Origin of the sequence: Pseudomonas sp. NPDC096925, assembly GCF_044762545.1 — a bacterium.
Classification (GTDB): Bacteria; Pseudomonadota; Gammaproteobacteria; order Pseudomonadales; family Pseudomonadaceae; genus Aquipseudomonas.
In genome coordinates this window covers 1,762-3,465 of record NZ_JBIWEM010000021.1, presented here as the reverse complement: position 1 = coordinate 3,465, position 1,704 = coordinate 1,762, and the positions used below count along the sequence as shown (strand labels likewise).

Annotated in this window: 1 rRNA gene (only partly in view); it reads right to left on the bottom strand. The window is 49.9% G+C overall.

The window, feature by feature from the left end:
• A 23S ribosomal RNA gene (locus ACIQYU_RS26375) occupies nt 1-1,527 on the bottom strand (it extends 1,463 nt beyond the left edge of the window).
• Between the last annotated feature and the right edge of the window lie 177 nt (nt 1,528-1,704).

The following is a 1,704-nucleotide window of genomic DNA, read 5'->3' as shown; positions in this document are numbered from 1 at the left end:
TAGAGGCAACTCGTCATCAGCTCTCGGCCTTGAAATCCCGGATTTGCCTAAGATTTCAGCCTACCACCTTAAACCTGGACAACCAACGCCAGGCTGGCCTAACCTTCTCCGTCCCTCCATCGCAATAACTGGAAGTACAGGAATATTAACCTGTTTTCCATCGACTACGCTTTTCAGCCTCGCCTTAGGGACCGACTAACCCTGCGTCGATTAACGTTGCGCAGGAAACCTTGGTCTTTCGGCGTGCGAGTTTTTCACTCGCATTGTCGTTACTCATGTCAGCATTCGCACTTCTGATACCTCCAGCAAGCTTCTCAACTCACCTTCACAGGCTTACAGAACGCTCCTCTACCGCGTCATCAAAGATGACACCCGTAGCTTCGGTGCATGGTTTGAGCCCCGTTACATCTTCCGCGCAGGCCGACTCGACTAGTGAGCTATTACGCTTTCTTTAAAGGGTGGCTGCTTCTAAGCCAACCTCCTAGCTGTCTAAGCCTTCCCACATCGTTTCCCACTTAACCATGACTTTGGGACCTTAGCTGACGGTCTGGGTTGTTTCCCTTTTCACGACGGACGTTAGCACCCGCCGTGTGTCTCCCATGCTCGGCACTTCCAGGTATTCGGAGTTTGCATCGGTTTGGTAAGTCGGGATGACCCCCTAGCCGAAACAGTGCTCTACCCCCTGGAGTGATACATGAGGCGCTACCTAAATAGCTTTCGAGGAGAACCAGCTATCTCCGAGCTTGATTAGCCTTTCACTCCGATCCACAGGTCATCCGCTAACTTTTCAACGGTAGTCGGTTCGGTCCTCCAGTCAGTGTTACCTAACCTTCAACCTGCCCATGGATAGATCGCCCGGTTTCGGGTCTATACCCAGCGACTAAACGCCCTATTAAGACTCGCTTTCGCTACGCCTCCCCTATTCGGTTAAGCTCGCCACTGAATATAAGTCGCTGACCCATTATACAAAAGGTACGCAGTCACCTAACAAAGTAGGCTCCCACTGCTTGTACGCATACGGTTTCAGGTTCTATTTCACTCCCCTCTCCGGGGTTCTTTTCGCCTTTCCCTCACGGTACTGGTTCACTATCGGTCAGTCAGTAGTATTTAGCCTTGGAGGATGGTCCCCCCATATTCAGACAAAGTTTCTCGTGCTCCGTCCTACTCGATTTCATTGACAAGAGATTTTCGTGTACGGGGCTATCACCCACTATGGCCGCACTTTCCAGAGCGTTCCACTAATCTCAAATCAACTTAAGGGCTGGTCCCCGTTCGCTCGCCACTACTAAGGGAATCTCGGTTGATTTCTTTTCCTCAGGGTACTTAGATGTTTCAGTTCCCCTGGTTCGCCTCTTGCACCTATGTATTCAGTACAAGATACTCAGCTTATGCTGAGTGGGTTCCCCCATTCAGAGATCTCTGGATCACAGTCTGTTTGCCGACTCCCCAAAGCTTATCGCAGGCTACCACGTCTTTCATCGCCTCTGACTGCCAAGGCATCCACCGTATGCGCTTCTTCACTTGACCATATAACCCCAAGCAATCTGGTTATACTGTGAAGACGACATTCGCCGAAAATTCGCATGTTGCTCTTTCGAGCAGAACTCACAAATTTTACCTTAGCCTGATTAACCAGCAGTGAAACTGGCCATCAGTCTATATCTATCACATATCCGAATTTTTAAAGAACGATCTGACAAAAGC